Source organism: Pseudomonas sp. LBUM1678 (assembly GCF_059695575.1).
This window is the reverse complement of record NZ_CP166775.1, coordinates 2927419-2954026: the sequence shown is the minus strand read 5'-3', so window position 1 is coordinate 2954026 and position 26608 is coordinate 2927419. Positions and strand designations below refer to the sequence as shown.

27 protein-coding genes are annotated in these 26608 nt (G+C 60.2%); 12 read left to right on the top strand and 15 right to left on the bottom strand.

What is annotated here, in order from left to right; genetic code table 11:
• Position 1: 1 nt before the first annotated feature.
• The 4 genes from ACA070_RS13665 (at position 2) to ACA070_RS13650 (ending at position 4981) form a co-directional block, all read left to right on the top strand.
• Entirely contained in the window at positions 2-1060 is a 1059-nt protein-coding gene (locus tag ACA070_RS13665; protein WP_438658656.1) for an alpha-ketoacid dehydrogenase subunit beta, read from the top strand.
• Positions 1061-2332, top strand: a complete 1272-nt coding sequence (locus ACA070_RS13660) for a dihydrolipoamide acetyltransferase family protein (RefSeq protein WP_497451585.1) — start codon at positions 1061-1063, stop codon at positions 2330-2332.
• 3 nt (positions 2333-2335) lie between these two features.
• Positions 2336-3718 carry a dihydrolipoyl dehydrogenase gene (gene lpdA / locus ACA070_RS13655; protein ID WP_497451584.1) on the top strand — a complete coding sequence of 461 codons (1383 nt, stop codon included), beginning with the start codon at positions 2336-2338 and terminating at the stop codon, positions 3716-3718.
• Positions 3719-3961: 243 nt separating this feature from the next.
• On the top strand, positions 3962-4981 hold the full coding sequence (locus ACA070_RS13650) for a branched-chain amino acid aminotransferase (RefSeq protein ID WP_497451583.1): 1020 nt from the start codon (positions 3962-3964) through the stop codon (positions 4979-4981).
• 53 nt (positions 4982-5034) lie between these two features.
• Here ACA070_RS13650 and ACA070_RS13645 read toward each other — a convergent pair whose 3' ends face one another.
• The 3 genes from ACA070_RS13645 to ACA070_RS13635 all read right to left on the bottom strand — a co-directional run bounded on the left by ACA070_RS13645 (position 5035) and on the right by ACA070_RS13635 (position 7918).
• Positions 5035-5871, bottom strand: a complete 837-nt coding sequence (locus tag ACA070_RS13645) for a TIGR03915 family putative DNA repair protein (RefSeq protein WP_497451582.1) — start codon at positions 5869-5871, stop codon at positions 5035-5037.
• Positions 5868-7088 (bottom strand): putative DNA modification/repair radical SAM protein, encoded by a 1221-nt coding sequence (locus ACA070_RS13640; protein WP_497451581.1) that lies wholly within the window; start codon positions 7086-7088, stop codon positions 5868-5870. Before ACA070_RS13640 ends, ACA070_RS13645 begins: the two co-directional genes overlap by 4 nt.
• Positions 7089-7168: 80 nt before the next feature.
• Positions 7169-7918 carry an ArsR/SmtB family transcription factor gene (locus ACA070_RS13635; RefSeq protein WP_497451580.1) on the bottom strand — a complete coding sequence of 250 codons (750 nt, stop codon included), beginning with the start codon at positions 7916-7918 and terminating at the stop codon, positions 7169-7171.
• A gap of 82 nt (positions 7919-8000) precedes the next feature.
• On the opposite strand from ACA070_RS13635, the gene ACA070_RS13630 reads away from it, so the two are divergent.
• Positions 8001-9113 (top strand): cytochrome P450, encoded by a 1113-nt coding sequence (locus tag ACA070_RS13630; protein ID WP_497451579.1) that lies wholly within the window; start codon positions 8001-8003, stop codon positions 9111-9113.
• Between the two features lie 143 nt (positions 9114-9256).
• On the opposite strand, the gene ACA070_RS13625 is transcribed toward ACA070_RS13630, so the two are convergent.
• Entirely contained in the window at positions 9257-10138 is an 882-nt protein-coding gene (locus ACA070_RS13625) for a LysR family transcriptional regulator (RefSeq protein ID WP_497451578.1), read from the bottom strand.
• A gap of 116 nt (positions 10139-10254) precedes the next feature.
• Between ACA070_RS13625 and ACA070_RS13620 the strand changes: the two genes are divergently transcribed.
• From ACA070_RS13620 to ACA070_RS13610, 3 genes are all read left to right on the top strand, one after another.
• The gene (locus tag ACA070_RS13620; protein WP_497451577.1) at positions 10255-11286 is read left to right on the top strand and encodes a D-cysteine desulfhydrase family protein; all 1032 of its coding nucleotides are present in this window, start codon (positions 10255-10257) and stop codon (positions 11284-11286) included.
• Positions 11287-11663: 377 nt separating this feature from the next.
• Positions 11664-12041: a DUF6124 family protein gene (locus tag ACA070_RS13615; RefSeq protein WP_497451576.1), complete on the top strand. Its 378-nt coding sequence runs from the start codon at positions 11664-11666 to the stop codon at positions 12039-12041.
• A gap of 197 nt (positions 12042-12238) precedes the next feature.
• The gene (locus ACA070_RS13610) at positions 12239-12586 is read left to right on the top strand and encodes a pyocin S6 family toxin immunity protein (RefSeq protein ID WP_497451575.1); all 348 of its coding nucleotides are present in this window, start codon (positions 12239-12241) and stop codon (positions 12584-12586) included.
• Positions 12587-12658: 72 nt separating this feature from the next.
• Here the strand turns inward: ACA070_RS13610 and ACA070_RS13605 are convergent, their stop codons facing one another.
• The 3 genes from ACA070_RS13605 to ACA070_RS13595 form a co-directional block, all read right to left on the bottom strand.
• On the bottom strand, positions 12659-12997 hold the full coding sequence (locus ACA070_RS13605; RefSeq protein ID WP_497451574.1) for an FKBP-type peptidyl-prolyl cis-trans isomerase: 339 nt from the start codon (positions 12995-12997) through the stop codon (positions 12659-12661).
• 137 nt (positions 12998-13134) lie between these two features.
• Positions 13135-13449: a hypothetical protein gene (locus tag ACA070_RS13600; RefSeq protein WP_497451573.1), complete on the bottom strand. Its 315-nt coding sequence runs from the start codon at positions 13447-13449 to the stop codon at positions 13135-13137.
• A gap of 37 nt (positions 13450-13486) precedes the next feature.
• On the bottom strand, positions 13487-13795 hold the full coding sequence (locus ACA070_RS13595; RefSeq protein WP_497451572.1) for an RcnB family protein: 309 nt from the start codon (positions 13793-13795) through the stop codon (positions 13487-13489).
• A 149-nt stretch (positions 13796-13944) separates the two neighbouring features.
• Here ACA070_RS13595 and ACA070_RS13590 point away from each other — a divergent pair, with 149 nt between their 5' ends.
• Together ACA070_RS13590 and ACA070_RS13585 are read left to right on the top strand one after the other, a co-directional pair.
• On the top strand, positions 13945-14550 hold the full coding sequence (locus ACA070_RS13590) for a DJ-1/PfpI family protein (protein WP_497451571.1): 606 nt from the start codon (positions 13945-13947) through the stop codon (positions 14548-14550).
• Positions 14551-14746: 196 nt separating this feature from the next.
• Entirely contained in the window at positions 14747-16558 is a 1812-nt protein-coding gene (locus tag ACA070_RS13585) for a monovalent cation:proton antiporter-2 (CPA2) family protein (protein ID WP_497451570.1), read from the top strand.
• A 121-nt stretch (positions 16559-16679) separates the two neighbouring features.
• Here ACA070_RS13585 and hcnC read toward each other — a convergent pair whose 3' ends face one another.
• The 5 genes from hcnC to ACA070_RS13560 form a co-directional block, all read right to left on the bottom strand.
• The gene (gene hcnC, locus ACA070_RS13580; protein ID WP_497451569.1) at positions 16680-17930 is read right to left on the bottom strand and encodes a cyanide-forming glycine dehydrogenase subunit HcnC; all 1251 of its coding nucleotides are present in this window, start codon (positions 17928-17930) and stop codon (positions 16680-16682) included.
• A complete protein-coding gene (hcnB, locus tag ACA070_RS13575) occupies positions 17923-19332 on the bottom strand; it encodes a cyanide-forming glycine dehydrogenase subunit HcnB (protein WP_497451568.1) in 1410 nt (469 codons plus the stop codon). Before hcnB ends, hcnC begins: the two co-directional genes overlap by 8 nt.
• Positions 19329-19643 carry a (2Fe-2S)-binding protein gene (locus ACA070_RS13570; protein WP_497451567.1) on the bottom strand — a complete coding sequence of 105 codons (315 nt, stop codon included), beginning with the start codon at positions 19641-19643 and terminating at the stop codon, positions 19329-19331. The genes hcnB and ACA070_RS13570 overlap by 4 nt, the downstream gene beginning before the upstream one ends.
• A gap of 235 nt (positions 19644-19878) precedes the next feature.
• Positions 19879-20418: a hypothetical protein gene (locus ACA070_RS13565; protein ID WP_497451566.1), complete on the bottom strand. Its 540-nt coding sequence runs from the start codon at positions 20416-20418 to the stop codon at positions 19879-19881.
• A gap of 301 nt (positions 20419-20719) precedes the next feature.
• On the bottom strand, positions 20720-21664 hold the full coding sequence (locus ACA070_RS13560) for a hypothetical protein (protein WP_497451565.1): 945 nt from the start codon (positions 21662-21664) through the stop codon (positions 20720-20722).
• Between the two features lie 375 nt (positions 21665-22039).
• Between ACA070_RS13560 and ACA070_RS13555 the strand changes: the two genes are divergently transcribed.
• Positions 22040-22723 (top strand): response regulator transcription factor, encoded by a 684-nt coding sequence (locus tag ACA070_RS13555; protein WP_010455216.1) that lies wholly within the window; start codon positions 22040-22042, stop codon positions 22721-22723.
• Entirely contained in the window at positions 22701-24095 is a 1395-nt protein-coding gene (locus ACA070_RS13550; protein ID WP_497451564.1) for a sensor histidine kinase, read from the top strand. The genes ACA070_RS13555 and ACA070_RS13550 overlap by 23 nt, the downstream gene beginning before the upstream one ends.
• A gap of 176 nt (positions 24096-24271) precedes the next feature.
• Here the strand turns inward: ACA070_RS13550 and ACA070_RS13545 are convergent, their stop codons facing one another.
• The 3 genes from ACA070_RS13545 to ACA070_RS13535 are packed head-to-tail and all read right to left on the bottom strand — an operon-like array spanning position 24272 to position 26526.
• Positions 24272-24682, bottom strand: coding sequence for an SRPBCC family protein (locus tag ACA070_RS13545; protein WP_497451563.1), 411 nt, complete (start codon positions 24680-24682; stop codon positions 24272-24274).
• A gap of 27 nt (positions 24683-24709) precedes the next feature.
• Positions 24710-25507: an SDR family NAD(P)-dependent oxidoreductase gene (locus tag ACA070_RS13540; RefSeq protein WP_497451562.1), complete on the bottom strand. Its 798-nt coding sequence runs from the start codon at positions 25505-25507 to the stop codon at positions 24710-24712.
• A gap of 11 nt (positions 25508-25518) precedes the next feature.
• A complete protein-coding gene (locus ACA070_RS13535) occupies positions 25519-26526 on the bottom strand; it encodes an aldo/keto reductase (RefSeq protein WP_497451561.1) in 1008 nt (335 codons plus the stop codon).
• Positions 26527-26608: the final 82 nt, after the last annotated feature.

Genomic DNA, 26608 nt, shown 5'->3' with positions numbered 1-26608 from the left:
CATGAACGATCACAACAACAATATTCAGCCGGAAACCGCCATGACCACGACCACCATGACCATGATCCAGGCCCTGCGCTCGGCCATGGATGTGATGCTTGAGCGTGATGACAACGTCGTGGTCTTCGGCCAGGACGTGGGCTACTTCGGCGGCGTGTTCCGCTGCACCGAAGGCTTGCAGAACAAATACGGCACCTCCCGGGTGTTCGATGCACCGATCTCCGAAAGCGGCATCGTCGGCGTCGCCGTGGGCATGGGTGCCTACGGTCTGCGACCGGTGGCCGAGATTCAGTTCGCCGACTACGTTTACCCGGCGTCGGACCAGATCATTTCCGAAGCCGCGCGCCTGCGTTATCGCTCGGCCGGCGAGTTCACCGCGCCGATGACCCTGCGCATGCCATGCGGCGGCGGCATCTACGGCGGCCAGACCCACAGCCAAAGTATCGAAGCGATGTTCACTCAGGTCTGCGGCCTGCGCACGGTCATGCCGTCCAACCCGTACGACGCCAAAGGCCTGCTGATCGCCTCCATCGAAAACGATGACCCGGTGATCTTCCTGGAGCCAAAACGCCTGTACAACGGCCCGTTCGACGGCCACCACGACCGTCCGGTAACCCCGTGGTCGAAACACCCGGCTGCACAAGTCCCGGACGGTTACTACACCGTGCCGCTGGACGTTGCCGCCATTGCCCGTCCGGGCAAAGAAGTGACCATCCTGACCTATGGCACCACCGTTTACGTCTCGCAAGTTGCCGCTGAAGAAACCGGCATTGATGCTGAAGTCATCGACCTGCGCAGCCTGTGGCCGCTGGACCTGGATACCATCGTCAAGTCGGTGAAGAAAACCGGCCGCTGCGTGATCGTTCACGAAGCGACCCGCACGTGCGGCTTCGGCGCCGAACTGGTCGCCCTGGTGCAAGAGCATTGCTTCCATCACCTGGAAGCGCCGATCGAACGCGTCACCGGTTGGGACACTCCCTATCCGCACGCGCAAGAGTGGGCGTATTTCCCTGGTCCGTCCCGAGTGGGCGCGGCTTTGAAACGGGTTATGGAGGTCTGAATGGGCACGCACGTTATTAAAATGCCGGACATTGGTGAAGGCATTGCAGAAGTTGAATTGTCGGTGTGGCACGTCAAGGTCGGCGACATGGTCGTCGAGGATCAGGTACTGGCCGACGTGATGACCGACAAGGCGATGGTCGACATCCCTTCGCCGGTGCATGGCAAGGTGATTGCGCTGGGCGGTGTGCCGGGCGAAGTCATGGCGGTTGGCAGCATCCTGATCAGCATTGAAGTCGAAGGCGCGGGCAACGTTAAAGAGTCGGCTCAGCCTGCACCTGTTAAAGAAGCGCCGGTTGCGGCCCCTAAAGCTGAAGCCGTGGTGGCAACCAAGCCGGTCGCTGCTGCAGCGCCAAGAGCCGCCGTTTGCCAAGGCCCGATGGTCGCTCGCGAAGCCGACGAACGCCCGCTGGCCTCCCCGGCCGTGCGCAAACATGCGCTGGACCTCGGCATCCAGTTGCGTCTGGTTCGTGGCACCGGCCCTGCCGGTCGCGTGCTGCACGAAGACCTCGACGTTTATCTGGCCCAAGGTCAGCAGCCGCAATCGACCGTGGCTGCTGCTTACGCACAGCGTAACGACGAAGAACAGATCCCGGTCATCGGCATGCGCCGCAAGATCGCCCAGCGCATGCAGGACGCCACGCAACGTGCCGCTCACTTCAGCTATGTCGAAGAAATTGACGTGACTGCCGTGGAAGAACTGCGCGCACACCTGAACGAAAAACACGGTGCGACCCGTGGCAAGTTGACCTTGCTGCCATTCCTGGTCCGCGCCCTGGTCGTCGCCCTGCGTGACTTCCCGCAGATCAATGCCCGTTACGACGACGAAGCCCAGGTCATCACCCGCCTCGGCGCCGTCCACGTGGGCATCGCCACGCAAGCCGACATCGGCTTGATGGTGCCGGTCGTGCGTCACGCCGAAGCCCGCAGCTTGTGGGACAACGCACAGGAAATCTCCCGTTTGGCCACTGCCGCGCGTAATGGCAAGGCCAGCCGCGATGAGCTGTCCGGCTCGAGCATCACCCTGACCAGCCTTGGGGCGTTGGGCGGTATCGTCAGCACGCCGGTGCTGAACCTGCCGGAAGTGGCGATCGTCGGCGTCAACAAAATCGTCGAGCGCCCGATGGTCGTCAAAGGCCAGATCGTGATTCGCAAGATGATGAACCTCTCCAGCTCCTTCGATCACCGCGTGGTCGATGGCATGGACGCGGCGCAATTCATCCAGGCCATTCGTGGCCTGCTCGAACAACCCGCCACCCTGTTCATGGAGTAAGCAATGCAGACTTTGAACACCACGCTGCTGATTATCGGCGGCGGCCCTGGCGGTTATGTGACGGCGATTCGTGCTGGCCAGCTGGGCATCTCGACCATTCTGGTGGAAGGCGAATCACTGGGCGGTACTTGCCTGAACATCGGCTGCATTCCGTCGAAGGCGTTGATTCACGTCGCTGAACAGTTCCACCAGACGCAACACCACAGCCAACACTCGGCTCTGGGCATCAGCGTGTCCGCGCCTACCCTCGACATCAGCAAGAGCGTCGAGTGGAAGGACGGCATTGTCGATCGCCTGACCACCGGCGTCGCGGCCCTGCTGAAGAAGAACAAAATCCAGGTCATTCAAGGCTGGGCCAAAGTCATCGACGGCAAAACCGTTGACGTTGGCGACACGCGGATCCAGTGCGAGCACCTGGTGCTGGCGACCGGTTCGAAAAGCGTGAACCTGCCGATGCTGCCGATTGGCGGGCCGATCATCTCCTCCACCGAAGCCCTTGCGCCGACATCCGTGCCGAAACGGCTGGTCGTGGTCGGTGGCGGTTACATCGGTCTGGAGCTGGGGATTGCCTATCGCAAGCTCGGCGCTGACGTGAGCGTGGTCGAGGCTCAGGATCGCATTCTGCCGGCCTACGATGCCGAACTGACCCAGCCGGTACATGACGAACTGAAAAAACTTGGTGTGAAGCTTTACTTGAAGCACAGCGTTCAAGGCTTTGATTCTGCTGGCAATACACTGCAAGTTCTTGAGCCGGGTGGCGATACCCTTGACCTGGAAACGGATCAGGTGCTGGTGGCCGTCGGCCGCAAGCCGAACACCCAGGGCTGGAACCTTGAAGCACTGAATCTGGACATGAACGGCTCGGCGATCAAGATTGACAATCGCTGCCAGACCAGCATGCGCAACGTGTACGCCATCGGCGACCTGAGCGGTGAACCGATGCTCGCGCACCGGGCCATGGCTCAGGGCGAGATGGTTGCGGAACTGATCAGCGGCAAGTCCCGCGAGTTCAACCCGACCGCCATCGCTGCCGTGTGCTTTACCGACCCGGAACTGGTGGTCGTCGGCCAGACCCCGGACGACGCCAAGGCTGTGGGCCTGGACTGCATCGTTTCCAGCTTCCCGTTCGCGGCCAATGGCCGGGCGATGACGCTGGAATCGAAAAGCGGCTTCGTGCGCGTCGTGGCACGGCGAGACAATCATGTGATTGTCGGCTGGCAAGCGGTGGGTGTGGGCGTTTCGGAGTTGTCGACCGCGTTCGGCCAGAGCCTGGAAATGGGCGCGCGGCTGGAAGACATTGCCGGCACCATCCATGCGCATCCGACGCTCGGCGAGGCGGTGCAAGAAGCCGCGCTGCGTGCTCTTGGCCACGCGCTGCACCTGTGATTCAGAACAATGGATGGCGGCATAGAGGGCCCCATCGCTAGCAGGCTAGCTCCCACATTTGGAATGCGTTCTCCTGTGGGAGCTAGCCTGCTGGCGATTTCTTGAGGTCAACTCGATTTATCTGTCTGCCATCCGATAGTCCGGGCTGCGAAATGGGCCCGGAATGAAGTATTGTTGTCCCCATCCAGAAAAACGTCAGAAGCCTTGAACCGTTTCGGCGGTTGTTAAGTGATAGAGGGTGTCATGGGTAACGAAAGCATCAATTGGGACAAGTTGGGTTTTGACTACATCAAGACAGACAAGCGCTATCTGTCGCACTGGCGTAATGGCGAGTGGGACGCAGGCACCCTGACCGAAGACAACGTGCTGCACATCAGCGAAGGCTCCACTGCCCTTCACTATGGCCAGCAATGTTTCGAGGGCCTGAAGGCCTATCGTTGCAAGGACGGTTCGATCAACCTGTTCCGCCCGGATCAGAACGCCGCACGCATGCAACGCAGCTGCGCCCGTCTGCTGATGCCACAGGTGTCCACCGAGCAGTTCATCGAAGCCTGCAAGGAAGTGGTTCGTGCCAACGAGCGTTTCATCCCGCCTTACGGCACCGGCGGCGCGCTGTACCTGCGTCCGTTCGTGATCGGCGTGGGTGACAACATCGGCGTGCGTACCGCACCCGAGTTTATCTTCTCGATCTTCGCCATTCCGGTCGGCGCTTACTTCAAGGGTGGCCTGACCCCGCACAACTTCCTGATCTCCAGCTACGACCGCGCTGCACCACAAGGCACCGGTGCAGCCAAGGTCGGCGGCAACTACGCGGCCAGCCTGATGCCAGGTTCCCAGGCCAGGAAGGCGCATTACGCCGACTGCATCTACCTGGACCCGATGACCCACACCAAAATCGAAGAAGTCGGCTCGGCCAACTTCTTCGGGATCACCCACGACAACAAGTTCATCACGCCGAACTCGCCGTCGGTACTGCCGGGCATCACCCGTCTGTCGTTGATCGAACTGGCCAAATCGCGTCTGGGCCTGGAAGTGGTTGAAGGTGACGTGTTCATCGACAAGCTGTCCGACTTCAAGGAAGCCGGCGCTTGCGGTACTGCTGCCGTGATCACTCCGATCGGCGGCATCAGCTTCAACGACCACCTGCACGTGTTCCACAGCGAAACCGAAGTCGGCCCGGTCACCCAGAAGCTCTACAAAGAGCTGACCGGTGTACAGACTGGCGACATCGAAGCACCAGCGGGCTGGATCGTTAAGGTTTGATCTGACCCCTGCTGCATCCAAGCCCTCCATCGCATTGGCGATGGGGGGCTTTTTTATGAGCGATGATCGGCATCTGCCCGCGCAATGCGTTTACCTCCCCTGCCCTTGATCCCGCTCGCCTGGCCATCTTGCTGCTTACCCGTGCGTGCCTGGGTGATCAGCCCCGGAATCAGCGCGCCTTCAGGCAGGTTTTTCCAGAAGCGGGCTGGCAAATGCCCCTGCATGACTTTCGGGTTCAGGCGCGCCGGATTGAAGATGTGGCTGTAGTAGGTCAACCACATGTCGCTGTGCGGGTCGTCGACGTTTTGCGCCAGCTGCTGCCATTCAATCGGGCACTGCCGTTGGTAGACCAACTGCTCGCCATCGTAATAAACCCCATCCCTGGGCGTGGCAATCAACCAGCGATGCCGGCCCATGCGCCCAATAAAGTGCTCACTGGCACTGTGCAGGATGTCGTGCGCCGGTTCGTGCCAGGCGACGTACTGCGGCCCCTCACCTACAGGCATCGCGACAAAGCGTACAAATGCATGTAAATGATGAGCTTCACGCTGTACCTGTTTGATTCTTCTATGAAATTCACTACCAAGCTTGTCCCCGGCCAGCATCGCGGTGTGGTCACCATGACTGACCCGCCACAGCACTTCGTACAACAGACTCCAGCGTTGATCGCCCCGATAACGGGCGGCGCGCTCAAGGGTGTCCAACAGCGTTCGCGGTATCCGAGCCAGAAACGGCCCTTGGGTTTGGGGTGGCGCATCATCACTGGCGAACAGATCGGGCACGCCTTCACTGGCCCAACTCACGCGGCTCGGGTCCACTTCATGACTGAGCAGCCAGCGCGCCTGTTGGCGCCAGGTGTCGAACAGGTCGTCGCAATCCAGACTGATCATCCCCATAACCCCATTTGTTGCGGCTGCGGCCGGTCGCGCAATTGCTGATACAGCAAATGGCTGGTGACCTCGGCCTGCTGCGGGTGGTAGTCGCTGGTAATGAAGAACGGTTTGGCCTTGGCCAGCACGCAACGCATTCGGGCCAGGTCTTCGTAGCGAATGCGTCGCTGACGGCGCAACTCAACCAGCCGCTCGGTGGTGCGCAGGCCGATACCGGGAATGCGCGCGATCAACGCTGCCTCGGCGCGATTGAGGTCCAGCGGGAAGACCTCGCGATTCTCCAGTGCCCACGCCAGCTTCGGGTCAATGTCGAGCGCCAGGTGCCCGGGCCCCTTGAACAGTTCGCCAGCGGTGTAGCCGTAGCTGCGCAACAGGAAGTCCGCCTGATACAAGCGGTGCTCGCGCATCAGCGGAGGCGCGGCCAGCGGCACGCTTTTCGGGCTGTTGGGGATCGGGCTGAACGCCGAGTAATAGACCCGACGCAAACTGAAGTTGCCATACAGCGCCTGGGCACTGTGGAGAATGGTGCTGTCATCGGTGTCATCGGCGCCGACGATCATTTGCGTGCTCTGCCCGGCCGGGGCAAATTTCGGCGCGCGCGGTTCGTTGAGTACGGTCTGCACGCCGGTGTAGATGGTTTTCATCGCTTGCTTGATCGAGCCCAGCTGTTTCTCCGGGGCCAGGGTTTGCAGGCTGGCGTCGGTGGGCAGTTCAATGTTCACGCTCAAGCGATCGGCATAGCGCCCCGCTTCCTCGATCAGCGCCGGATCGGCTTCGGGAATGGTCTTGAGGTGGATGTAACCGCGGAACTCGTGGTCTTCGCGCAGCAATTTGGCCACGCGGATCAGTTGCTCCATGGTGTAGTCCGCCGAGCGAATGATCCCGGAACTGAGAAACAGCCCACTGACGCAGTTGCGCCGGTAGAAATCCATGGTCAGCGTCACCACTTCTTCCGGCGTGAAGCGTGCGCGTGGCACGTCGCTGGAACGTCGATTGACGCAGTATTGGCAATCGTAAAGACAGAAGTTGGTCAGCAGCACCTTCAGCAATGACACGCAGCGCCCGTCCGGCGTGTAGCTGTGGCAAATGCCCATGCCGTCGGTCGAGCCCAGGCCGCTCTTGCCCTCGGAACTGCGCTTCGGCGCACCACTGCTGGCGCAAGACGCGTCGTACTTGGCGGCGTCGGCGAGAATGCTGAGCTTGTCGATGAGTTCCATGAGGCACGCCTTTTACTGTGTGGATATACAGTATAGGGTCGACCTCCAAGGCACAAGCCATCAACGGACCCTTGGTCGGGTCAGATAACATCATGCGCTGGCAGAGGTTGGCGCCGTGCCCGGACCGGCTGTACGTCTGGCAGCGTCAGGTCGAACCGCGCGCCAAGCTCCCTGCGCCCCAGCGCCGTCAATGCCAGCGCCCGGCTGTCCAGATCCTGGATCACCCATTTGCGCTTGATCGCCGCTTGCAGCAACGCCGCCCCGAGCGACCCACCCAAATGTGGCCGACGCATGCTCCAGTCCAGGCACGGGCAAGCAAAGCGGCGGCGCAAGGTGTTCAGGTCGTTGACTTCGATGCCCAGCCCTTGCATCAACGCCTCGCCGCTGTCGCTCAGGCGATAAACCTGTTCGTCAGTTTCCAGCAACCAGCCTTTTTCCAGCATCCGGTCATGCAACAGCACCGCCAGCGTCCCCGCCATGTGGTCGTAGCAGGTGCGGGCGAATTGCAGGCGATCCGGCGTTCGCGAGTTAAAGGTCGGCGCGCTGTTCTGGCCAATCACCATCAGCGCTTCCAGTGCCTGGGCCACGCGCTTGTCCGCGAGGCTGTAATAGCGATGGCGGCCCTGCACGTGCAAGCGCAGCAGCGCCAGCTCCTTGAGCTTGGCCAGGTGCGCGCTGGCGGTGGAGGCGCTGACTTCGGCAATCGCCGCCAGCTCGGTGCTGGTGCGGGCGTGGCCGTCCATCAGCGAACAGAGGATTTTCGTCCGGGCCTGTTCCGCGATGGCCGCGGCCACTTGAGAGACGCCGATGTCGTGTTGTTCAACGTTCATATTTCGCTCCCGGACGAATCAAGGCCCTTTCGAACTGGAGATAGTAGCAACACTTCCCCCACCAAGAACAAGGCTGCGACCCATGGACCCGATCATCGCTGCGACTCATGCCGACCCCTATCCCTATTACGCCCGACTGCGTGCCGAGTGTGGACTGGTGTTTCATCAAGGACTGAACCTTTGGGTGGCGAGTAGCGCCCAAGCCGTTGCGGCGGTGCTGGCGCATCCGGATTGTCATGTTCGGCCGGCCGCTGAGCCTGTGCCCAAAGCGATTGTCGGCGGGTTGGCCGGCAAGGTGTTTGGGCAATTGATGCGGATGAATGAGGGCGAACGACAGTGTTGCCCGAGATCGGCGATTCAGCCGGGTTTGGCGCTGATTGATGAGAACGAGGTCAATGCACTGGTGACCTCGCGGTTGATCACGCCGGATGCCGCTGGATTGTACAACGCCATGTTCCGCGGGCCGGTTTGCGTGGTGGCAGCGTTGTTGGGGTTCTCGCCGGCTCAGGGACGGGTGATCAGCGAGCTGACGGCGGATTTCGTGGCGTGCCTGTCGCCGCTGAGTGATCAGGCACAACTGAAGGCGTCCCATGCAGCGGCGGAACAGTTGAGGGGGTATTTCGTTGAGCTACTGGATGATCCGGACAACAGAAGCGCACTGCTCGCCGGGATTCGGTCACGCTTCGCCGGCGACACCGAAACGCTGATTGCCAATCTGATCGGGCTGTTCTCCCAGACGTATGAAGCCACCGCCGGGTTGATTGGAAACGCGATAGTGGCGCTGATACGAAACCCATCATTACTGCGCGATTCGCCGCGCGTTGACGACTTGATCAACGAAGTTCAGCGCTTCGACCCTTCGGTGCAGAACACCCGCCGGTTTGTCGCGGCACCCTGCGAAATCGAAGGTGTGAACCTCAATTCAGGCGACGTGATTCTGGTGCTGCTGGCTTCGGCTAATCGGGACCCGCTGCTCAATGAACGTCCCGACGCCTTTGTTCTGAATCGCCCGCATCGGCGCAGTTTTACGTTTGGCGCCGGGCGACATCAATGTCCGGGGCAAATGCTGGCGCTGGGGATTGCCAGTGCCACGTTGAGCAATTTTCTGGCGCATCAACCGGTGCTGGATCGATTGGCCTGGAAGTACCGGCCTTCACTGAACGGGCGTATTCCGGTCTTCAGCGTTTCGCCATAAAACCGCATCATCGTTCTTCGTCGGAACGCCGCCCGGAGCAATCCCGCTCCCACATTCAACCGCGTTCCTACAGGAGAAATGCGGACAAATGTGGGCGAGCCTGCTCGCGATGGCGGCATAACAAACGACGCACCTCTGCCCTGTCACCCCAATCGATCCGCAATAAAATCGACAAAGGCTTGCAACTTGGGCAGCGATTTTCTGTAACGCGGATACACCATCTGCACCGGTTTGGGCGGCGGAACATAGGCATCCATGATCCTGACCAGTTCCCCTTTGGCCAACGCCGCCGACACCAAAAAGTCAGGCTGCATCAAAATCCCCTCTCCAGCCACGGCCGCCTGCAACAGCACCTGACCATCATTACTCTTCAACACCGCGCTCTCAGGCCAGGGCACTTCACTGGCGCCGTTTCTCAATGGCCAGGCGAAGCGGTTGTTCCAGGATGTATGGGTGAGAATTCTATGTCGGTGCAGGTCTTCGGGACACTGGGGCTCCTGCCATTTCTCCAGATACCGCGGTGAGGCGCAGATCACCATCCGATACGGCGGCAACGGCGTGGCCAGCAGGTTGACGCCGATCAGTTCGGAGATCCTGAACGCCAGATCGAATGACGTTTCGTACAAGTCCACCACTTCATTGCTCAAGATCAACTCAACCTGGATCTGCGGATAACGCTGCATGAATTCGGCCACTAGAGGCCCGACCAGGGAAACGCCGAGACTCATCGGCGCGGTGATTCGCAACAGGCCGCTGGGCTCAGGGCTGGACGCTTCCACCCGACTGAACGCGTACCTCACTTGTTCCAGCGCCAGTTTGGCTTCTTCGTAAAACAATCGCCCCTCGCCCGTGATGGATTGCCGCCGGGTGGTGCGTTGAATCAGCTGGGTATTGAGGGTTTTCTCCAGGCTCTGGATATGCCGCCCGACCATGACCGCCGACATGCCGATTGCATTGGCCGCATCGGCGAAGCTGCCCGCCTCGACGACCGCGACGAAGACTTCCATTTGCCTGAGTTTGCTCATCACCCTGCCTTGCATTCAATACATCAGGTTAAAGGAGTAATAACCGGCGATACGTTTATCACCCGGGACTTTGTCCCTAGAGTCACTTTAATAAAGTGCATAACGAGGCGCCATTGATGCAAACCCTACTGGACACGTCACTGAATTCTTTTGCGCGGGCAGACCTGTTGCAAGGCCCCACGCCGATTCAGCGGGCCGAACGCCTGGAACAGCTGCTGGGTTTGAAGGCTCAAGGCATCGGCCTGTTTCTCAAGCGCGATGATCACATGTTGATCGGCGGTGGCGGCAACAAACTGCGCAAACTCGAATTCCATCTCGGCGCGGCGCTCGCGGCCGGGGTCGACACGGTCATCACCATCGGTGGCCTGCAGTCCAACCATGCGCGCCTGACCGCCGCCGTGTGTGCCCGTTTGGGCATTGCCTGCGAATTGATCCTGACCCGGTCGGTGCCCAAATCCGAAGTGGACTACGAGCTGAACGGAAACGTCCTGCTCAACCAGTTGTTCGGCGCTGAAATACGGGTGCTGGCCGGTGGCAGCGACTCACTCGCCGAGGCCGAAAAACGCGCCGCACAGCTTCGGGACACCGGACGCAAAGTTGTGGTGATACCGACGGGGGGGTCAACGCCGCTGGGCAGCTTCGGCTATGCGCGCTGTGCAGCGGAGATCGCGCAGCAGGAAACGGAACTGGGCCTCATCTTTAAGCAGGTTGTCGTGCCCAATGGCAGCGCTGGCACCCACGCCGGGCTCGCTGCGGGTTTCCAATTGCTGGATCGAGGGACGTCGATCGTCAAGTCGTATTCGGTCTTGTCTGATCGGGACACGTCAGCGGAAAGAACCGTGCGATTGACTCAGGACGCGCTGACGTTGCTGGGCAGCAATGACGTTGTTCAGGCTTCAGAGATTGTCATTGATGGCAGTCAACTGGGCGACGGTTACGGTCTGCCAACCTCCGCCATGCTGGACGCGGTGCGCTTGATGGCTCGCGCTGAAGGCTTGTTGATTGACCCGGTGTATTCCGGAAAGGCCTTCGCCGGGTTGTTGGCTGATCTCAGGCAAGGACGCTTTCAGCGCGGTGACAATGTGCTGTTTGTGATGACGGGTGGAACGCCGGGTTTGTATGCGTATCGGGAGACGTTTCAGGCCTGATCGTCAGTCATTGCGGGCGGTGGCAGCGGCTAAATCACTACATCATTTGTAACTGTCGCAGGAGGCTACATCACCTTGCGCCATTGCCTACAACTGCGCCAGAATCCGCCGGCTTGTGTGCCTTGGGGCTCGTCGGTAACTTGAATCCCGTCACTGCTCATCAGTGATCGGGTTTAGTCGCCCGGTGATTTCCAAAGCAGCACGCACTCCGTTCAGTCAGGTACTCCCACGCCTGCGCTTAATGGCAGCTGTGCGCAGGGCACCTTCGGGTGCGCCGGTTAAAGCTTTGGTATCCCGGTCGACTAACCTGCCTACAGCTGCCACCCCCTTTGTTTAGTCGCGAGGTGGTTTCAGCATCGACTAAGGTACCTAAGCAAATGATTAAGCACACTCCAAATCCCCCTGAATCAGAAACCGATACAGATCCGGCCTCTCCCTACGAATCCCTCGATTCAAAAAAACTCCACGAAGCCGCCGAGCGCGCCCTCGATCACTACCTCAATCCCGCCGCCCTCAAAGAAGCCAAAACCCCACGCAAACCCAGCACCATGTTCATGCTCGCCCCCGACATGGACAGCGAAAGCCTGCTGGCCAATGCCTGCGAATCCATGGCCTCCGCGAGCGTCATGCTCAGCGACTTCGCCGACCTGCTGGAAGGCCCGCATCGCAACAAGGCGCTTGGGATTGCGCAAGTCGTCATGCTGGGCGAACTGGCGGTAAACCGGGCGCTGGATAACATCGATCCGAAAGGCTAGCGGGAATCGGTGGTGAGGGGGTTTCTCCCTCACCACAAAAAAACCGGAAAGCCTTTGGCCCGCCCGTTTCAGCGCCACGGACGTAGCGAGCCGTACCTTTTGCAACAACAACTCAACATTCAGAAAATGCCTACATCCATTTAATGCCCGTTGAGATAGCGTCCGCATCGCTTTCAAAAGTTGAAACAAGGACGCTCATGGCTAGCAAAACAAACATACCTCCGATTCAAAACCCATCGTCAGGCGACGGGCACCTCGCCCGCAACACCCCGCAGGACTACCCGGGCAAAAATCAGGAGGCCCATTATGTTTTTTGGATCAGTGGATTTTCAAAAGGTGATCAAGAGGGTGACGACTTAAAGTACGAACTGACCGTTCTGCCTGAGTTTGAAGACGCAATGATGCGTGTACTCGGCTGGAAAAATCTTGAAGAAAGCGCGTACGGGGACTGTTTACTGACCGCCACGCAAATCCGAAAAATCGCCATGGCGATCGATGTGCAGCTACCGACGGACCTGGATCTCTTCATAGGGGTGCGAGAGTAGTGGGGAAAGCTGTTTGATTGCGGCGAGGGGCTTGCTCCCTCGCCGCATGTGCCATTTCAACCCACGCGCCAATCAATCATCCCGCGTCAGCACTTCTAACAACTCAATCTCAAAAATCAGGTTCGAATTCGGCGTGATCTTGTCCATCGTCCGCTCGCCGTAGGCCAAATGCGCCGGCACCAGCAATTTACGCTTGCCGCCAACCTGCATGCCCATAATCCCCTGATCCCAACCCTTGATCACCCTCCCCGTGCCAATCACGCACTGGAAAGGTTTACCACGGCTGTAGGAAGAATCGAATTCAGTGCCGTCTTCCAGCCAGCCGCGATATTGGGTGGTGATCAGCGCGCCTTTGACGGCGGCTTTGCCGTCGCCAATTTCAAGATCGATTACCTGCAATTCATCATTCATCACGTTCACTCGATTGTTCTCTCACCCGACAGGCCCAATGGGCGCCGTTTTCCCAGAAATGTGCGCCATTGGCAACTCATTCGGTACGGTTTTCAGAATTATCGTCAACTAAGATAAGCGACATCAAGACACACGCGTCAATACGACACGATGGCACTGCGCTCAAGCGGTTGCCCGTAAGGAATGCCGTTGAAGCTATGGGTGCAGCAGCGGCAGAAAGTGGCCATGTTCTCGGCAGTCAACTCAGGCGCGACCATTGCGAGCAGGCCTTGATCATCGACGAACAAGCCGCTGAAGTAGCTGGCCTCACCTGTCCTGACGAAATCCTGCTGCTCACTTTTACGTAAAGCAACTATCCAGAAAACCGGCTCAGGTCGATCAAGCCGAGCGACCGCCTCACTGAAAACTTCGTCCCAACGCTCACCGACTCTGGACAGTAAAAACTTGTACATCGGCGTGTAATCGTACCCATACCGACGGGCTGGCGGCCTAACGCTCGATCGGCGTGATATCCACAATCGTCCCGTTGGTCACCATCACCATCATGTACTTGTCATTGATCTGCACCCACTGCGCCTGTTCCTTCGGTGCTTTCAGGCCTTTCGCTTTCCAGTTGCCCAGCGCTTTTTCGCTGCGCTGGTAAATGTCCGGGGCGCGGTCGCCGACCACCAGTTGGCGGGTGTTGCTGACCCCAGGCTGAACGGTTTTTGCGGGGGGATCATCCGCCTGAACGATGGGGCTGATACCGGTGAGGCCTGCGACGAGGGCAAGGCTGGCGATAAGGGTCTTGTTGTTCATCGATGAACCTCCAGTAAATTCGTGGCACCTGAACTCCGACTGCGCCCGTGTGGAATCATTCCTTACTGTTGCGATGATTCTGCCGCGGACTGTACGGGGAACCGGGCATTCGCCGGGCGTACGCTTGGCAAAAACCAGCAGGATTAGCCATGCACATCGCCATTCTGACCTTCGACGGCTTCAACGAACTCGACTCCCTGATCGCCTTCGGCATGCTCAGCCGGATTTCCCTGCTGGGTGACAAGGACTGGCGCGTGAGCATCGCCTCGCCGACGCCACGCGTCACGTCGATGAACGGTTTGACCCTCGATGCGCACATCGATCTGGCGCAAGCCTGTCAGGCTGACGCGGTATTGGTGGGCAGCGGCAGGAAGACCCGTGAAGTGGCCGCCGACCCGGCGATCATGGATCAGCTGCGCTTCGACTCAAGCCGTCAGTTGCTGGGGGCGCAATGTTCCGGCACCTTTCTGTTGGCCAAGCTCGGGCTGCTCGGTGATGCACCGGCCTGCACCGACGCCATCAGCAAGCCGTGGGTGCAGGCGGCTGGCGTCAATGTCGTGAATCAGGCGTTCTATGCCAACGGCAATATCGCCACGGCGGGGGGGTGTCTGTCGGCGCAGTATTTGGCGGTGTGGTTGCTGGCGAGGCTCAAGAGCACTGAGGCGGCGCGGGAGGCGTTGTACAATTTCGCGCCGGTGGGTGAGAAGGAAGAGTATGTGGCTCGGGGGATGGCGCATATTGAGGGGTTTATCTGATTCATCGGTTGCCCCTTCGGACGCCATCGCGAGCAGGCTCGCTCCTACATTGGATTCGTGTCGAGCACACCCCTGTAGGAGCGAGCCTGCTCGCGATGGCGGTCTATCGGTCAACATCAATTCATGTTCATGGCTGACGCCTGAAGCCCCACCCTTTATCCTTGGCACTCCGCCGTACCGAGTTCTGGAGTAAGCCATGCCCCATGAAGGCAACCTGTTGCAAGCCGCTGTCGTTTTTCTGTTCGCGGCGGTGCTGACCGTGCCCTTGGCCAAACGTCTGCAGCTGGGCGCGGTGCTGGGTTATCTGTTTGCCGGGGTGATCATCGGGCCGTCAGTGCTGGGTTTGATCGGCAATCCACAAAGCGTCAGCCATATTTCCGAACTCGGCGTGGTGTTGCTGCTGTTCATCATCGGCCTGGAATTGTCGCCGCGACGTTTGTGGGTGATGCGCAAATCGGTGTTTGGCGTGGGCCTGGCGCAAGTACTGCTGACCGGCTCGGTGATCGGCGTGCTGGCGTTGTTTGTCTTCGGCCAGTCGTTGAACAGCGCCATCGTGCTCGGCCTTGGCCTGGCGCTGTCGTCCACCGCGTTTGGCCTGCAAAGCCTGGCCGAGCGCAAGGAACTGACCAGCCCTCACGGGCGCTTGGCGTTCGCGATTCTGCTGTTCCAGGACATCGCCGCGATCCCGTTGATTGCCATGGTGCCGCTGCTGGCGGGTGGCGACCACACCACTACGGCGACCGAGGACCTGAATCACGGCTTACGGGTATTGGGCAGCATCGCGGTGGTGGTGATCGGCGGGCGGTATCTGCTGCGCCCGGTTTTTCGCGTGGTGGCCAAGACCGGTTTGCCCGAGGTGTCCACGGCCACCGCGTTGCTGGTGGTGATCGGCACGGCATGGCTGATGGACCTGGTCGGCGTGTCGATGGCGCTCGGGGCGTTCCTCGCCGGGTTGCTGCTGGCGGACTCTGAATACCGTCATGAACTGGAAGCGCAGATCGAGCCGTTCAAGGGCCTGTTGCTGGGGCTGTTCTTCATCAGCGTCGGCATGGGCGCCAACCTGAGCCTGCTGCTCAGCGCGCCGATCGCGGTGTTGGGGCTGACCCTGTTGCTGATCGCAATCAAACTGCCGCTGTTGTTTGTGGTGGGCCGATTGGCCGGCGGGTTGGGCAAAGTCAGTGCGATTCGCCTGGGCATCGTGCTGGCGGCCGGTGGTGAATTTGCGTTTGTGGTGTTCAAGATTGGTCGCGACCAGGGGTTGTTCGAGCCGCGCCTGTATGACTTGCTGGTGCTGACAATTACCTTGTCCATGGCCGTCACTCCGCTGTTGTTGCTGCTCTGCGCACGCCTGTATTCGCCGAAGGTGCAGCCCGTGGTGGTGCCGGAGAAATTCCGCGAAATCGACACCGACGCACCGCGCGTGGTGATTGCCGGCATGGGCCGGATGGGACAGATCGTGGCGCGGATTCTGCGGGCGCAGAACATCAAGTTCGTGGCGCTGGACACTTCAGTGGAAACCATTGAGCTGTCCCGCAGCTTCGGCGGTGTGCCGGTGTTCTACGGCGACCCGATGCGCCCGGAAATCCTCAGCGCGGCCAAGGTCGAGCAGGCGGAATACTTTGTCATCGCCACCGATGACCCGGACACCAACATCAAGACTGCCGAGGTGGTGCATAAGCTCTATCCGCACATCAAAATCATCGCCCGGGCACGTAACCGTCAGCACGTGCACCGGTTGGTGGACCTTGGCGCCGAGGCGATTCGGGAAACTTATTATTCGAGTCTGGAAATGAGCCGGCGCACGCTGGTCGGGCTGGGGCTGACCCAAGCGCAGGCTGATGCGCGGATCAAGCGCTTCAAGCATCACGATGAACAGGTGCTGGAAGCTCAGCATGCGGTTTATGACGATGCGGCGAAAGTGCTGCAGACTGCGCAGGAAGCGCGAGCGGAATTGGCGCGGTTGTTTGAGGCGGATCAGATGGAGGAGCGGCAAGCGGGTAAAGTTTGAGGTTTGTGGCGGCAGATATGCCGCCATCGCGAGCAGGCTCGCTCCCACATTGGATTTGTGTCGATCACAAAAACCCTGTGGGAGCGAGCCTGCTCGCGATGAACGATAACGCGGTCTGACGTCAGGCCAACTTCTTCAGTTCAACCCTCTCGCCACCAAACCGATCCGCCAAAAACGGTGTGATATCCAGCGGCAACGTCTCACCATTCACCAGCTTATCCAGCAACACCCCGGTAATCGCCGACGTCAAAATCCCCGTGCGGAAATGCCCGCAGGCATTGAGATAACCCTCCACCCCGCTCATTGGCCCGAGAATCGGTAACTCATCCGGCGACCCCGGCCGCAGCCCCGTCCAGGTCCGTTTGAGGTTCACATCCGCCAACTCAGGAAGACACCGCACCGCCCCCTGCACCAACCCGGCAATTTCTGGGTAGGTGGTGGTCACGTCGAAGCCTTTATCCTCCGTCGTGCTACCGATCAGGATCTCGCCATTGTCCTTCTGGGCCACATAACAATCGCTGGTGGTCAGGCAACCGTTGAGGATTTTCGGCATGCGCTCGGTCAGCAGAATCTGCCCCTTGACCGGTTTCACCGGAATCCGGATCCCGGTGGCCTGCTCACTCAAATCCGCCGCCCAGGCACCCGCCGCGTTGATCAGCGTGTTGCAGTGAAACACCCCGGCCTCGGCCGTCTGCACGCCGCTGACGCGCGAACCATGGTGCAAAACCCCGGTGACGTTGGTGTTGAAGTACAGGTCCACGCCGTTTTGCCGCGCGCCCTCGGTGTAGGCATCGGCCAGCCGAAACGGGCTGACCTGATGGTCGCAGAGAAACTCCAGCGCCCCGCTCGCCTCATGGCTGACACTCGGTTCGGCCTCGCGCAACGCAGCCTGATCGAGCCAGCGCACCTGATCGGCCAGGTGGGGAATGCAGGCGACGATGTGCTCGGCATAGAGGCGGTCTTCATCGTCGTAAATCACGAATTTCAGCCCGGTCTTTTCGAACTTGAAATCCATCCCGTGGTTGTCCTTCAACTCCTGGTGCAGCGCCGGGTACATGGCGTTGGACTGCAAGGCAAAATCGAAGAACGACTGCGGCAGGATGTGCGGCGTGCTGGAATCCACCACCACCGCCGAACCCTGGGCCTCGCGCTTGCGATTGGCCGACATCATGCGAAAGAAAATGACCCCGCAACCCAGCCCTACTGATTCGCCGATTGCCCACAAGCCACCGGCTGAAGCACGGGTTGCGTTACCCGGGCGCTTGCAGTCGATCAACGCGACCTTGAGGTTTTTGCGTTTCGACAATTGATAGGCGCAGGACGCCCCGATCACTCCGCCCCCGGCGATGACCACGTCATAGAACTTACTCATGATGCGCGGCCTCCGTGCCGATGGAAGTGAAGGCAGAAAAGGGAATCGGATCGATCGGAAAGCGCGGCCGCAACCAGCCCACGTCCTTGCGGCCCGTGGCTTCGCGCAAGCGGTCGGTGCAATAGCCAACGCACATCCGCCCCTGACAATCGCCCATGCTCACGCGAGTGCGCATTTTCAGGCTGGCCAGGTCTTGCACGCCCTGTTCCAGCGCCCGGTCGATGTCGGCGCGGGTCGCGTGTTCGCAGCGGCAGATCACCGTGTCGGCGGCCGGCAGCGCGGTTTGCCCGGCACCGCGTTCGGTGTAGCGATCGACCGCCGCGCGAAAGCGCACGATGGCCTTGAGTTTCGACATATAGCGGTTGCGCCGCACCAGGGCCAGTTCCGCGTCCAGCACGTCCCGTTGCAACAGGATCGACGTGGCCGCGATCCGTCCCGCGAGCATCGCCGCTTCGCCACCGCGAATCCCGCCCATGTCGCCGGCCAGGTGCACGTGAGGCTCGCTGCTTTGCTGCCAGATATTGGCGCTGGCCCGCAGGTAACCGTCGTCGCTGAAGCCGTGGTTCAGGCCCATCTGCTGACTGAGTTGGGTACGCGGGATGAAACCGTAGCCCACCGCCAGGGTTTGCGCCGGAATCTGCTCGGCACGACTGAGGTCCGGCACCCAGGTGCTGGAATACGGTGCTACGGTAACGCAGCTCAGCTCACCGTCGCCCTGCGCCGCCACCACGCCCCAACCGTAATGCATCGGGATACCGTGCAGTTTGAGGAACGCGAGCATGCTCAAGCCATCGAGGAACAGCTGCGGCTTGTTCAGCAGCGACAGGCTTTCCCGCGCGATCTTGCCGAATGCGCACGCCTCATAAACACCCGCGACGGTCACGCCGGACGCGTGCAGCTGACAAGCCACCAGCGGCAATAAAGGCCCGGTGCCGGCAATCACCACGGGGCCCTGAGGCTTAACCACCCCGCTCTTGATTTGCAATTGCAGGCCGCCCAGCAGGATCACGCCGGGCAAGGTCCAGCCGGGAAACGGAACGCTGCGTTCATGGCAACCGGCCGCGAGCAGCAGTTGCGGATACTCGATCTCCTGCAAATGTTCGTCGGCGTCCAGCACCACCAACGCGCGCGTACCTTCAGCACCAATCACGCGGTGGTTCAAGCGCACGTCAATCAGCGCCGAGTGTGCCTGAAACTCGCCATGCAACCTGGCCAGCACTTCCGAATACCGCGGCCCCAGATAGTCGAGTTGCACGCCATCGCGCAACGGTCCGCGATAGACCACGCCGCCCAGCCGCGAAGCTTCTTCGAGCAACGTGCAACGCACGCCGTGTCGGGCCAGTTCAATGGCCGCGGCCATCCCCGCCGGCCCACCGCCGACGATCACCGGAAGCAGGCTCATACGCCCTCCTGCTCAACGACGCGGTTGACTTGGGTTTCGACCTTCATGCCCTCACGCACCACGGTCTGGCAGGCACGACGTTTGTGCCGGCCATTGATTTTCAACAGGCAGCACTGGCACACGCCCATGCCGCAATAGGCGCCGCTGATTTGGTCGTGATCGTTGCGGGCCACCTGGCGCACGCCAAGGGATTGAATGACCGAGAGGACGGTTTCGCCGATGGCGGCACTGACCACCTGGCCGTTGATGTGCACAGTCATATCCGCGCGCGGCAGCGGCTGGATATCAAACGTTCTGTCTAAGCGAGGCATTGCGATGTTCTTCCATGAGAGTTCAGGTGAGGTTCCACAGCTCCTTGCTGCACTACACCTTGCGGGCCAACAGCCAGGTAAAACGCTCGCACCGGTACTTCGACAGCGCAACAACTGCGCGTCAAAGCAATGTAGTCGAAGCCGCAGAAGGGGCTTGGATCTTTTACGGTAGGGGATATCGCCGAAGGAAATATTGATCCAGGCCAGTGAAAGACGCCGAGCCCCAACCCATCGATCAGTTGGAGAACACGTACTCGCCCTTGACCTTTTTCGCGCCGATGAAGCCCAGGTCCGGGAACAGCAGGTTTTTGACCAAGGCGACGAAGAACGCCATGCCCAAGGTGATTGCTACGCCGACCACGGTCATCACCGGGTCTTCTTCATAACCCTTGAACATCCGCGACACCTGGCTGACCGTCAGAATCACGTAAATGGTGTAAGCCTGTGGCACGTACTTGTAGAAGCCCCAGGCAAACGCCAGCGGTACCAACGCCGCAAACAGGGTGAAGAACACCACGGCACCGGGACCGATCATCAAGCCCAGGAAAAACCCGGAGACCGCACCCAGCAAGGCTTGAACGCAAGTCAGCGCGATCAGAATGTTGACTTTGAGTGAGTGTTTTTCCCGCAGTGCCGGGTCCGGCCGGGCGCCGATCCAGTAAGCCAGCACCCGGTCCTTTACCGCCCCACCGGAGAACGCCTTGAACGTCTCGGTTTTCGAGCGCCCGGCGTCTAGCATGGCCACCAGTTGCCGTTTGATTTCCTTTTTGTCCAACGTACTTCTCCCCTTCTTGAGTCAACGAAAATAAATGTGGGAGCGAGCCTGCTCGCGATATCGGACAGTCAGTCAACGAAGAGGCTGAACTTAAGTCCGCTATCGCGAGCAGGCTCGCTCCCACAAGGGTTCATCTTCGCTTTAATGGGCGCCAGAAAGCAAAACGCCGCTTCCACCAGAGGCAGAAGCGGCAGAGGCATGAGCCTCATAATCAATGCATGAATATGGCGATCAGGATGATGATCGGGATTGGCACGCCAAGAAATAACAGCAGTAATGAGCGCATGGTAATTCTCCTGGGTTAGCGAACGGGTGGCAGCGTAGTGGTAGTGGTCACGTAATCGTCGGATTCCAGATACTCCACGGCATCCCGACGACGACCGCCGTAGGTCGCGGCGAGGCTGGCGAAAAACGCACCGATCAGCAGCGCAATGAACATCCACAGCGCAGTCCAGGCAGCGACTTTGGCGGCAGTGTCAGCAGCTTGCTGCGCAGCCAGTTTGGCGTCGGCCACGGCTTTTTGGGTGCGGGCGTAGACCTCATCGACACGGCGCTCGGCATCGGCCTGGGTCAGGTTGGTACGTTGAGCAACCATTTGCGCCAGGTAAGTCCGGTCCTCGGCAGCCAGTTGACCGTCGTTGCTCAGGGAGCGGGCGAAGATGCGAGTCACGGTGCTACGGGCGGCGTCATCGCTGATAGCAGCCGGGCGATCATCGCGGAACAGAGTGTCGACGAAGTAGCCATATTGGTCGCTGCTGGTATTGCCCGCAGCAGTGCCAGCGGCTTGAGTCGCGGCACTCGCAGCGCCACCGACAACACTCGCCCCGGCTTGCACACCGCCGCTGACGATACTGCTGACCGAGCCGACGACCAACGTCGCGGTCACTAGCGTTGCCACGCACCAGGCCAGGAAGCCATGGGCCGTGTCACGGAAATAGACTTCATCACCGTGCATGTAGGCCCACTTCACCCGCAGACGACCGGCGATGTAACCACCGGCACCGGACGCCACGATTTGCGTAACGGCCAGCCAGACAATCGTTGAAATCCCCAGGCCCTTGGCACTCATACCCTCGTGGGCCCATGGTGAAACAGCTGAAAATCCAAGACCAAACCCAAGCAGCACTAAAATCAGTGATAACGCCGCCGCCGCAGCGGCACCGGCGAAGATCGCTCCCCAGGACACACCCGAGAGCGTGCTTGATTCTTCTGCGGCAGGATAGAAACCATCAGAGGATCTATTCATTGTTGTATCGCTCCAGGCAGGAAAGATGGTGTTACAACTCTTCAAAGAAGTGAGTGCAGTCACCGTGCCAGTCGCCGAATTTAGATAATTCGTTTTCTTTCAACGACTTATAAATTTTGAACTTCCGATTTCCATGCATTTTGCAAGGTAGGGTCGATCTCAGCGGGTTTTATGCATTGAAGATCTAAAGATCGCAGCCTCGTTTCACTCGACAGCTGCTACAGGGGATACGCAGCTCTATGTAGCAGCTGTCGAGTGAAACGAGGCTGCGATCTTTGACTTTCCTTTACGTGAAGTTTTATTTAGAAAGTCGGCATGCATTTATAGGCAAAATGCCCACACACTCCGCCATGAACTGACTATCAGGCACGCCCTATGACCCGCATCTTGACCATCGAAGACGACGCCGTGACCGCCCGGGAAATCGTCGCCGAACTCAGTAGCCACGGCCTCGACGTCGATTGGGTCAACAATGGCCGCGAAGGCCTGGAGCGTGCGGTCAGCGGCAATTACGACCTGATCACCCTCGACCGCATGCTGCCGGAGCTCGATGGCCTGGCCATTGTCACCACCCTGCGGACCATGGGCGTGGCCACGCCGATTCTGATGATCAGCGCCCTTTCCGACGTCGATGAGCGAGTACGCGGCTTGCGGGCCGGCGGCGATGATTACCTGACCAAGCCGTTTGCCACCGATGAAATGGCCGCCCGGGTTGAAGTCCTGTTGCGCCGCCAGAACACCGTGACCGCCCAGGCGACCACGTTGCGGGTCGCCGATCTCGAGCTGAACCTGATCAGCCACGAAGCCAGCCGCGACGATCAGTTGCTGACGCTGTTGCCCACTGAATACAAGTTGCTGGAATTCCTGATGCGCAACACCGGGCAGATCCTGTCGCGGATGATGATTTTCGAAGAGGTCTGGGGTTATCACTTCGACCCCGGCACCAACCTCATCGACGTGCACATCGGCCGGCTGCGCAAAAAGATCGACCCGCCTGGCAAAGTCCCCCTGATTCGGACCGTGCGAGGCTCGGGTTATGTCATTGCTGAACCCCTCTAACGGCTGGCGCTCTTCCAGCAGCCGCTTGCTCGCGCTCTACAGTTCACTGTTTGTGATCTGGAGCGGGATTCTGATGGGGGTCATGTACTACGAGGTGTCCGCTTATCTGGACAACCTGGCCAAACACTCGCTGATGCAGCGTCAGCATTTGTTTTCGCACTTCCAGGGCGAACAATTGGCCGACGCCCTCGCCGTCAGCATGACCTTCGACATTCGCGGCATCGACGCCTATGGCCTGTTCGACTCGCAGCACCGCTACCTCAGCGGAGCGCTGCGGCACATGCCCGAAGGCCTGCTGCTGGATGGCAAGATTCACATGCTCGGCGACTGCGCCGAGTCGGACGACCCCAGCCTGCCCACCGACAGTTGCGACGCGGTCGCGACCCAGACAAAGGACGGCCGCTGGCTGGTGCTGGTGCGCGATAACGGTTCGCTGTTTGCCGTGACCCGAATCATTTTGCACGCGTTGTTCTGGGGCGTGACGCTGACCATCCTGCCCGGCATCGCCGGCTGGCATCTGTTGCGACGGCGTCCGTTACGGCGGATTCGTGCGATTCAGGCCAGCGCCGAGGCCATCGTCGCCGGTGACCTGACCCGGCGTTTGCCGCTGTCGAATCGCCGCGATGAGCTGGACATGCTCGCCGCCATCGTCAACGCCATGCTTGAACGCATCGAACGCCTGATGAACGAGGTCAAGGGTGTGTGCGACAACATCGCCCATGACCTGCGCACACCGCTGACCCGCTTGCGGGCCCAGTTGTACCGAATCCAGCAGCAGGCAGATGACGGCTCGACCCTGGCCGTGCAGCTGGACTCCGTACTCGGTGAAGCGGATACCTTGATGGCGCGGTTTCGTGGATTGCTGCGGATTTCCGAACTGGAGGACCGCCAGCGCCGTTCCGGTTTTGTGCAACTGGACCCGGTGCCGTTGCTGCAGGAGCTGCATGACTTTTACCTGCCGCTGGCGGAGGAAGGCGAACTGGTGTTCAAGCTGCAATTGCCAGCGTCGTTGCCGATGTTGAATGGCGATCGGGCACTGTTGTTTGAAGCGGTCGCGAACCTGCTGAGCAACTCGATCAAATTTACCCCGCCGGGTGGCGAGGTGATTTTGCGGGGGGTCAATGACGGTGGGCGCACGCGAATCGAAGTGCTCGATTCAGGGCCCGGTATCCCAGAAAGCGAACGCGAAGCGGTGTTCCAGCGCTTTTACCGTGCCGAGGGTGGGATTCAGAAAAGCGGGTTCGGGTTGGGCCTGTCGATCGTCGCGGCGATTGTCAGCCTGCATGGGTTTGCGCTTGAAGTGGGTACCAGTGAACTCGGAGGGGCACGGATGGTGCTCGATTGCGGACAGGATCTGATTCCCCAAACCTGAAGCGGCACACCATTGCGTAGCAGCTGCCGAGCCTGCGAGGCTGCGTTCGGCGACGAAGTCGTCGTGAAATCAGGCCCCGCGATGTGTCAGGGAAACCGCGTTCGCAGGTTTGCGACGACTGCGTCGCCGAACGCCGCCTCGCAGGCTCGGCAGCTGCTACAAGGGTGCGTTGGCTTCTAGTTTGGGTAGTTCGCCCGCAGGGCCTCAAGCCCGCCCTGATAAATCCCGGCAAACAACTCTTCAACCTCCTGATCACTCACCCCAACCGGCAAGAACCGCCCTGACCACGTCACCCGAGCGCCCCGCCCTTGGGCCTCTACCTTAATCGTCGCCAGATACTCGGTCGCCGGAAACGGTGCCTCCATAATCGAGTAGCTGTACGTCTTCCCGGCGTTATCAAACGTCTCCAACCGCTCAACCACCACCGCCCCGTCCGCCGTTTGCAGGCTACGCACCCGCCCGCCTTCACTCAGTTCGCTTTTCGGGATAAACGGCAGCCAGTCCGGCAGGGTGTCGAAGCCACCAATCAATTGCCAAACCTCATCGGCCGAAGCCGGAATGTCGATAAACGCTGATGCACTTGCCATGTAATGTTCTCGCTTAATCAATAGAATTCAGATCGCCATGCTGTCGACAACACCGCCGTCGACCCGTAAGGCCGCGCCCGTCGTGGCGGAGGACAGTGGCGAGGCGATGTAGGCCACCAGGTTGGCGACTTCCTCGACATCCGCGACACGCTGGATGATCGAGGTCGGCCGCGCCTTGCGCACGAATGCATCGGCTTCTTCGCGAACACTGCGCCCCGATTCGGCGGTGGCGTCCTTGAGCATCTGTTCCAGGCCATCGGTCAACGTCGGGCCCGGCAGGATCGCGTTGACCGTCACGCCAGTGCCCGCCAGTCGTTTGGCCAAGCCGTGGGACACCGCGAGGTTGGCGCTTTTGGTCACGCCGTAGTTGAGCATGTCGGCCGGGATCGCGATGCCGGATTCAGAGGACAGGAAAATCACCCGGCCCCAGCCCTGCTTGACCATGTCCGGCACGTAATGCCGGGACAGGCGCACGCCGGAGATCACGTTGACCTCATAGAAGCGCGTCCACTCGCTGTCTGGCGTGTCGAAAAAATCCACCTCGTTGAAGATCCCGAGGTTGTTCACCAGGATGTCGGCACGCGGTTCAGCGACGAACAACTGCTCGGCACCTTCGGCGGTGCCAAGGTCGGCGGTCAGGCCACGCAGTTGCGCGCCCGGCACGCTCTGGCGAATGCTCGCCAGCGCCTGTTCGACCTTGGCCGTTTCGCGGCCGATCACCACCACCGTGGCGCCGGATTCGGCCAGCGCCTTGCTGATGCCCAGGCCAATGCCGGCGGTGCTGCCGCTGACAATGGCGAGTTTTCCAGTCAGATCGATCTTCATGCTCAAACTCCTCAGATTGGCAATGGAGCGCGTTCGCTCACCAGTTTCGCGTCGCGCATCGCCTGCCAGAAAGCAGGGGGAATGACCGCCGAGAGTGCGGCAACATCTTCAGCAATCCGGTCCGGACGGCTGGAGCCCGGAATCACCGCCGCCACGGCCGGGTTAGCCAGCGAGAATTGCAACGCAGCGGCCTTGATGTCGACACCATGGGCAGCCGCGATGCGTTTGATCTGCTCGACTTTGTTGACGATCGCCGGGCTGGCCTTCTGGTATTCGAAGTGCGCGCCGCCGGCCAGAATGCCCGAGCTGTAAGGACCGCCGACCACAATCTCGACGTTCTGCGCCAGGGCTGCGTCCATCAAACGCTGCAAGGCACGGTCGTGGTCGAGAAGAGTGTAGCGACCCGCCAGCAGAAAACCGTCAGGCTGGGCTTCGGTCAGATCAAGGGTCAGTTCGCAAGGCTCGACCTTGTTCACGCCCAGGCCCCAGCCCTTGATCACGCCTTCTTCGCGCAAACGGGTCAGCACTTTGAACGCGCCAGCGCGGGCCTGGTTGAAGTATTCCAGCCACTGATCGCCGTAGAAGTCTTGCGCGATGTCATGCACCCAGACGATGTCCAGGTGATCGGTTTGCAGGCGCTTGAGGCTGTCTTCGATCGAACGCATCGTCGCGTCGGCGCTGTAGTCGTTGACGATTTTGTTCGGGCGGCCGTGTTCGAACACGCCGCTTTTTTCACCCAGGTCACGGGCGGCGGCGTCTTCGACTTCGTCCAGGATGACCCGGCCGACTTTGCTGCTCAGCACGTAGTCGTCGCGGTTGTATTTAGCCAGTGCGGTGCCCAGGCGAATCTCCGACAGGCCCGAGCCGTAAAACGGTGCGGTGTCGAAGTAACGCACGCCGGCATCCCAGGCAGCGTGGACGGTGGCCTGCGCCTCGTCTTCAGGGATGACGCGGAACATGTTGCCCAATGGGGCGGTACCGAAACCCAGCGCGCCGGGCAGTTTGTCTTTCAAGCTCATGGAAAATACCTCTCAAATGTCTGATAAACCCTGTAGGAGCCGGCTTGCTGGCGATGGCGGCGAAACAGTCGACACATCTATC